General features: G+C 70.1%; 5 protein-coding genes. All 5 read left to right on the top strand.

The genetic code is table 11. The annotated features are described in order from the left end of the window. Nucleotides 1-127 precede the first annotated feature (127 nt). The 5 genes from ACWCXX_RS40035 (at nucleotide 128) to ACWCXX_RS40015 (ending at nucleotide 6,746) form a co-directional block, all read left to right on the top strand. A complete protein-coding gene (locus tag ACWCXX_RS40035; protein ID WP_451136090.1) occupies nucleotides 128-268 on the top strand; it encodes a hypothetical protein in 141 nt (46 codons plus the stop codon). A 9-nt stretch (nucleotides 269-277) separates the two neighbouring features. Further along, nucleotides 278-2,785, top strand: a complete 2,508-nt coding sequence (locus ACWCXX_RS40030; RefSeq protein ID WP_451136088.1) for a hypothetical protein — start codon at nucleotides 278-280, stop codon at nucleotides 2,783-2,785. A gap of 261 nt (nucleotides 2,786-3,046) precedes the next feature. Beyond that, nucleotides 3,047-3,472: an effector-associated constant component EACC1 gene (locus tag ACWCXX_RS40025; RefSeq protein ID WP_451136086.1), complete on the top strand. Its 426-nt coding sequence runs from the start codon at nucleotides 3,047-3,049 to the stop codon at nucleotides 3,470-3,472. Between the two features lie 41 nt (nucleotides 3,473-3,513). Continuing rightward, nucleotides 3,514-5,394, top strand: a complete 1,881-nt coding sequence (locus ACWCXX_RS40020; RefSeq protein WP_451136084.1) for a caspase, EACC1-associated type — start codon at nucleotides 3,514-3,516, stop codon at nucleotides 5,392-5,394. An 11-nt stretch (nucleotides 5,395-5,405) separates the two neighbouring features. Then, nucleotides 5,406-6,746 carry a serine/threonine-protein kinase gene (locus tag ACWCXX_RS40015; RefSeq protein WP_451136092.1) on the top strand — a complete coding sequence of 447 codons (1,341 nt, stop codon included), beginning with the start codon at nucleotides 5,406-5,408 and terminating at the stop codon, nucleotides 6,744-6,746. Nucleotides 6,747-6,919: the final 173 nt, after the last annotated feature.

Genomic DNA, 6,919 nt, shown 5'->3' with positions numbered 1-6,919 from the left:
CTGCCCGCCGCGGCCTGAACCAGGCATCAAGACCGCACCCCGGAACACCCCGGCACCCCGGCAGATGATCAAGCACCCGTTAACTTGACAACATCTCATGGCGCTGCTCGACATCCTGGGCTGCAGCATGGATGAGCTCATCGAGCCCGTCGCGGCGGCCGGTTCGCGGCGCCGTCACAGCGCCGCGGCCAGCGGCGGACCGGCGGCCGGGAAGGACGCCGGGCTCGGCGACTTGCGGCCCAAGCGGGCCCGGATCGTGCCCGAGTAGGCGCGTCTCGTGCCCGGCGGTGAGCTGCCGCGCTCCGCCACGGAGCCCGAGGCCGTGATCGGTGAGATCGTCCCGTCGGCCGATGCCGCGTGCGAGCGGATCGACGTCGCCGCCGTGCTGCGGACGGTCTTCCGCCAGCGACCCCAGCTGCGGACGCTCGCCGAAGTCCTCCAGGCCAGGCCGGATCTGCTGACGTCCGGTCGTCCCGAGGGGCCACGTGCGATCGAACGGCTCATCCGGGCGCTGCGTGAGGCCGGCGCCGAAAAGCTGGTACTGCCCCGTTGTAGCGACTGCGGGCGCGAGCGTCCGCTGACCGGTCTCGGCGACGGCGCACGCATCTGCAGCGCCTGCGGCAACCGCCGCCTCTGGCGCGCCAACCCCTGCGTCATCTGCGGAAGCACCACCCTCGCCGGACGCGACCGCGCCGGTCGGCCCCGTTGCCGGGCCCATCCGCCCTGGGGCGCCACAGACCCGGCCCGGGAACTGGCCAAGCTGATCGCCACCGGCGCCTTCGGTATCTCGCCCGAGACAGCTCAGCAGGCCATCCGCTCGATCGATCCCACGCGCCCCGGCCAGCTGCGGCTGCTGTGGGCGCTGGAAGACACCCCTGGCCTGCTGACCGGACGCGGTGCGGAGGGACCACCCAAGATCTCCGCCCTGGCCCAGGCGCTGATCGATCGCGGCGCCCAGGGCGTGGTCGTCCCCTTGTGCCCGTTCTGTCGGCGCACCACCGACCTCAAACAGCGTCGCGACGGCCTGCGCTGCTGCGAGCCCTGCCGAAACGAAAGCAAGATCGAGACCTGCGCCGTCTGCCGACGCGTGCGACCGATCGGCGGACGCAGGTACGACGGCCAACCCGTGTGTGGCACCTGCCGCCAGCACGACCCGTTCAACCACCGGCCGTGCAGCGTCTGCGGCGAGATGCGCTTCAGGAAGTCGCGCACCGACGACGGCGGAGTCTGCGCCGCCTGCCGCGAGATCCCCACCGCCCTCTGCGCGACCTGCGGTGCACCCGGACCTTGCTACTTCGCTGCCACCGACGCCCCCAAGTGCCTTCCCTGCAGCGCCAAGGAGCGCGAGGAGGCCGTGTGCGCCAGCTGCGGCAAGCACCGGCGCGTCAACAACCGCACCGCCACCGGCGAGCCGCTGTGCGGAAACTGCGGCAACAAGCCCAAGCCGTGCGCCGGCTGCGGCAGAATCTTCCGCACCAGCGGCCGGACCCCCGAGGGCGGGCCCCTGTGCCAGACCTGTTGGTCCAAGCATCCCGCCGCCCACCGTCCCTGCACCCAGTGCGGGTCCGTCGAACGGCTCTACCGGCACGGACGGTGCGCCGCCTGCGCGCGCTCCGCTGACCTGCGCGACGTGCTCAGCTCGCCGGGCGGTCTCGTGCGCCCGGAACTGGAACCGGTCTTTCAGGCGCTGCTGAAGCCGCCGCCCCACACCGTGCTGCACTGGATCCACAAGGTCTCCGCCCGCCGGGCCGTCCTCCAGACCCTGGCGATGGAGCATGGGCCGGTCACTCACGAGGTCCTTGACCGTTTCGCCGCCGCGCCGACCGTGGAATATCTGCGTGCCGCGCTGGTCGCCGCAGGAGCCCTGCCCACGCGGGACGAGCAACTGGCCAGGCTGGAAAGATGGTTGACCAAGACGATCGCCCGCGTCTCGTCCGCCGAGGAGCGCCGGATCCTGCGCAACTACATGAGCTGGCAGCCCCTGCGCAGACTCCGCCGCCTGCCCGCCGGAGAGTTGGTCACCTACGGCCGGGCCGAGACCGTCCGGATCGAGATCCGTAACGTGGTCCGCCTGCTGGAATGGCTCCACGATGGCGGCATTACCCTGGCCACCTGCACCCAGGACCAGGTGGACGCCTGGCTCAGCGGGGGCCCCGCCACCCGCGCCACGGTCCGCGGATTCCTGCTCTGGACCAGCAGACGCGGCCACAGCCGACCGCTGACCGCGCCGGTCATCAGCACCTACTTCACCGCGCGCATCATCGGCAAGGACCAACGCTGGGCCCTGGTCCGCCACCTCGTCCATGATGAGCAACTCCAGGTCGCCGACCGAGCCGCCGGCCCGCTCCTTCTGCTCTTCGCCCAGCCTGTTGGCCGCATCAGCCGCCTCACCACCGAGCACATCGTCGACCGTGGCGACACGCTCGCTCTGAAGCTCGGGCGAGTCCCCGTCGAGATCCCCGCGCCCCTGGACAACCTGCTCCGCCAACTCGTCGAGCGCCGGAACGGCCGCGCGGCCACCATCCCGATCGAGGAACCCAAGTGGCTGTTCCACAGCACTTACCCCGGGCAGCCGATCGCCCCGCACACCCTCGGCCGACGCCTGAAGGCGATCGGCGTCCCGCCTCAACTCGCCCGCCACGCATCGCTGATGGACATTGCCTCGGAGCTGCCCGCTGTCGTCATCAGCCGACTGCTCGGATTTCACCAGTCCACCGGAGACAACTGGACCCGCGAGTGCCAGGGCTTCGGTGCCGACTACGCCGCAGAGGTCAGCCGCCGGTGAGCAGCCCCGGCGCCAGCCGGCAATCCCCGGCCCGAAGAGACAGGGCGAACAGCCCAGGGTGTGCGAAGCCCAGCACGCAGCACAGCCGAAGGCGGAGCGGGTCAGATACGGAGGAGGTGGAGGAGTTCCGGGGGGCGTAGCGCATTCTTTCGGCACCCCCACGATTCGCGAAGTGGCACACTGATGTGAGGAACAGCACACGGGGGGCCGCCTATCCGCGGGCCCGATGAGAAAAGGCGTGCGGTGGAGAGGCGGTTTGCCATGCGATCCCTGCTTGCGGTGGACGGCTCCGAAGGGCCTGACTCCCTTGCGGACCTCAGGGATTGGCTTAGCGACGAGGCGCTGTTGCGTGGACGGGTGCACGTTCCGCCGTCCGCACCTGATGCGGGCGAACTGGGCGCCTGGAGCGACACCCTCATCGTGGCGGTCGGCGCCGGAGGTGCACTGACAGCACTGGCCAGGGCGGTTGCGGTCTACGTGCGCCAGCCGCGCCGCAGCACAGTACGGGTCAAAGTGATCGCCCCCGACGGAACGCGTACGGAACTGACGGTTCAGCACGCGAAGAACCTCGACGCGGTCGAGAACCTGCTGCGCACGGCCCTGCATTCGGACACGGATACGGGTAGGGAGGCTGTCTCTGATGGAGCCGCTCCCGCTCTCGGTGGGGCGTCCGAAGCGGAGGGCTGAGCATGATGCGCCCACCCGACCCGGCTCGTTCACGCGCTGTTTTGGTCGGCACAGCGGAGTACACCGAGGATGCCCTGCTGCCCGGCGTCTCGGCCGTACGCAACAACGTCCGTGACCTTCAGCGACTGCTCACCGAAGGCCGGCCAGGGGCCTTCTCCACGGAATCCACCCGCACGGTTCTCGACCCGGCCACGCCGAGGGATCTCGGACTGCCGCTGCTGGAGGCCGCCCGCCAGGCCGAAGACGTCTTTCTCGTCTACTACGCGGGGCACGGACTGATCGGCCACGAGCGGCGCGAGTTGTATCTCGGGCTGTCCAAGTCCGTCAGCGAGGCACCGTCGTTCACGGCCTTCCCGTTCCAGGGAATCCGCGAGGCGTTTCTGGCCACTCCGGCGCGCAACCGGGTGCTCATCCTCGACTGCTGTTTCTCCGGACGCGCCATCACAGGTGGGCTGTCCGGAAGGTACGAGCCGCTCATCGACCAGATGGAGATCACGGGCACTTATACGCTGACGTCGGCAGCCGCCAACGAGCCCGCCCGTTTCCAGGACGGCGAACGGCACACCGCGTTCACTGGCGAACTGTTGCTCACCCTGCGGGACGGCATCCCCACCACGTCCTCGGCCGAGGTCACGCTGGGCGCATTGTTCCGGCACCTCAAGCGGGTGCTGCCGGCCAAGGGTCTGCCGGAGCCCCAGCAATGCGGAACGGACACCGCAGAGTTCCTGATCCTGGCCCGGCCCCGCCCGCGTGCCAGACGCGGGCCGGTCACCGAGACCGAGGTTGGCGGGCCTCCCGGCACCCGGGAAGGGCTGCTGGCCCGCTGGGACCTTGGCCGCCGCCGTGGCGAGGAAGGCCAGACCGGCGAGGCCATGCGTCTGCTGAACGAAGTGGTGCCCGATCTCACCAGGACGCTGGGGCCGGACGATCCGGTCACCCTCGTCGGGCGGATCAACCTCGCCTACTGGACCGGGCGGGAGGGTGACACCGACGAGGCGCTCAGGCTGTCCACTGCCGCCGTCGATGACATGACGCGCGTGCTCGGTCCGCACCACCGCGCCACGCTCGTGGGCCAGAGCCAACTCGCGCATTGGATGGGCGAGTCGGGCAGACATCATGAGGCGCTGAGCCGCACCACCTCCGTCCTCACTGACCTTGTGCGCGTCCTGGGCCCCGATGACCGCGAGACCCTCATTGGCCGTGCCCGGCTGGCTCGTTGGACTGGGGAGGCCAGTGACCCGGCCGCGGCGGCGCGGCTGACCGGTGAACTCGTACCCGATCTGTCCCGCGTCCTGGGCGCGGAGGACCGCGAGACCTTCACCGGGCGTATGAACCTGGCGCAGTGGACGGGCCGGGCCGGTGGGAGCAAGCGTGCCGTGCGGCTGCTCACGGACCTGGTGCCGGACGTGTCCTGGGCCCTGGGCCCCGATGATCGGCACGCCCTCCTCAGCCGCTCGCGACTGGCCCACTGGTCGGGCGCCGCGGGACGGCGGCGCCGGGCGCGGCGGCTGTTCGCCGCCGCGGTACCGGATCTCGAACGGGTGCTGGGCCCCGACGACCGCGAGACCCTGCTCGCACGCAGCCAGCTCGCCCACTGGACCGGAGAGACGGGGCAAGCCGCGGAAGCGGTGCGGATCTTCGGTCTGTTGGTGAGCGACATCGCCTGGGTCCTCGGTTCCGATGACAGGGCCACGCTGGTCAGCAGGGCGCGGCTGGCCCACTGGACTGCGGTACAGGGTGAGGTAGGTGAGGCCATCCGCCAGTTCCACGCGGTCCTGCCGGATCTCAACCGCGTCCTGGGCCCGGACGCTCCCGAAACCATCGAGAACCGCGTGCTGCTGGCCTTCTGGCGCAAGAAGGCGGACCGGCGGCTCAGGGAGCAGATCTTCTACGGCACCGGGCCCCACGGAGGCTCGCCGTGAACCGGCGGGAAATGGACGGCGTACGGGAGGGAGGGGGGATCGGCCCTGGAGTCGGCTCCGCCCTGGAGAGTTCGGATCCTGCGCGGATCGGGCCCTACCAACTGCTCGGCCGGCTGGGGTCCGGCGGCATGGGCAAGGTGTATCTCGGCCGCTCCCGCACGGGGCACCTGGCCGCGGTCAAGGTGCTGCACGACCAGTTTGCGCAGGACCGGGAGTTCCGTACCCGCTTCGAGCGTGAACTGGCCGCGGTATCGCGGGTCAGCGGTCATTTCACTGCTGCCGTCCTGACGTCGTCCGATATGGACGAAGAGCGTCTGTGGATGGCGACCCAGTACGTTCCAGGGCCCTCCCTGAACCAGGCGGTCTCCGCGTTCGGTCCGCTGGCGCCGCCGACACTGCTGGCCCTGTGGCTGGGGCTGCTCGGTGCGTTGGAGTCGATCCATGCGGTGGACATCGTGCACCGCGACCTGAAACCGTCGAACGTACTGCTCGCAGAGGACGGCCCCCGACTGATCGACTTCGGTATCTCTGCCCTCGCCGACGCGACCGCCCTAACGCGTACGGGAGTGGTCATCGGAACCCCTGGATACATGTCGCCGGAGGAGGTCCGGGGCGACAAGTCGGGCCCCCCCAGCGATGTGTTCGCCTTGGCGTGCACGCTGATGTACGCCGCCACGGGTGCTGGGCCGTTCGAGGGGACGAACGCGCTAGGGGTGATGTACCGGGTCGTCCATGACGAGCCCGACCTCAGCCGTGTGCCAGACCAGATCGCCTCACTGATCCGCCCCTGCCTCGACAAGGATCCACTGTCCCGGCCCTCGATCACCGAGCTGATCAACATGTTGCCCGCAGCGGAGACGGACGAGGTGTCCCGGCTGCTGGCCCATGGCAAATGGCTGCCCGAGGCCATCCGGCGCCAGACGCGGGAACACGCGGGAAAGGTCTTCGAACGGGACGGCGTGCGCCCGTCCGCCCTGCCTGCGTCGCACCCGGGTCATGACGAGGACGGCGAGCCCGACCCTCACACCGGGACGTTCTCCGAGCAACCTCGGTCGCAGCCGGAACCGACCCCGCAACCGGACCACACCATCACCCTGGGCGGGGGCGGCCCTGTGCGCGAGCCGATCCCCGAGCCTCCAACCGTGCCCGCGGGCAGTGTCGCCGAACCTCCGAACGGCAGTCCGCCAAACCCCCCGGACCCTTACGACACCGGCGGTCCCGAGCCCGATCCGGCGAACGAGGCGTCCTTGCGGACCCACACGGTTCCCCTGCCCGCGGACCTGCCACCGCTGCCACGGATCCCGCGCCGCCCCTGGCGCCGCTGGCTGCCGGATCGACGCGGTACGCGTTGACCATCGCGGAATTCCGCGACGACACCGGACTGGCGGGTCGCGCCAGTCAAGCCCGACAACTGGTTGAAGAGGCTGAACGGTGCTGTCACGTTGGCTGACGGAGTGGGATGATCTTCGGGTTGATGGTGCCTGGGGAGGGCTTGTTCGTGTCGGTCGCGTCGCCGTCGTACAAG

It is taken from the genome of Streptomyces sp. NPDC001732 (assembly GCF_053596315.1).
This window is presented reverse-complemented; position numbering and strand designations above follow the sequence as displayed.